This is a genomic window from Paraburkholderia sp. SIMBA_030 (assembly GCF_046535245.1).
Taxonomy (GTDB): domain Bacteria; phylum Pseudomonadota; class Gammaproteobacteria; order Burkholderiales; family Burkholderiaceae; genus Paraburkholderia.
Genome location: NZ_JAWRXB010000102.1, coordinates 1 through 430 on the forward strand (window position 1 = coordinate 1; position 430 = coordinate 430).

Sequence of the window (430 nt, forward strand, 5' to 3'; positions counted from 1 at the left end):
CTACGAGCGCTGCGTCGGGGTTCTGCGCGAAATCGACGACATGGAAGCCGCGGTATCGCAGGCGCGCAACGTGCCGCGCGGCCGCCTCAAAGTGAACCTGCCGCCCGCGATGGCCAAGCAGATCATGGTGCCCGCGCTGCCCGAGTTTCTCGCCGCCCATCCGAACATCTCGATCGAACTCGGCGTGACCGATCGCCAGATCGACCTTGTCGGCGAAGGCGTCGATTGCGTGGTGCGCGTGGGCGCGTTGCAGGATTCGTCGCTGGTCGCGCGGCGCATCGGGCTGTTCGAAGGCGTGTCGTGCGCGGCGCCCTCGTACCTCGAAAGCCACGGCATGCCGCGAACGCTCGACGATCTGCAGGAGCATCGCGCCGTGAATTATTTTTCGAGCCGCACGGGGCGCGTGATCGACTGGGCCTTCCTCGTCGAC

The 430-nt window shown here is 66.5% G+C and carries 1 protein-coding gene; it reads left to right on the forward strand.

Annotated features, from left to right (window positions below):
- Window positions 1-430: LysR substrate-binding domain-containing protein (locus SB772_RS39215; protein ID WP_410838419.1), on the forward strand; the 430-nt coding region annotated here is incomplete at both ends.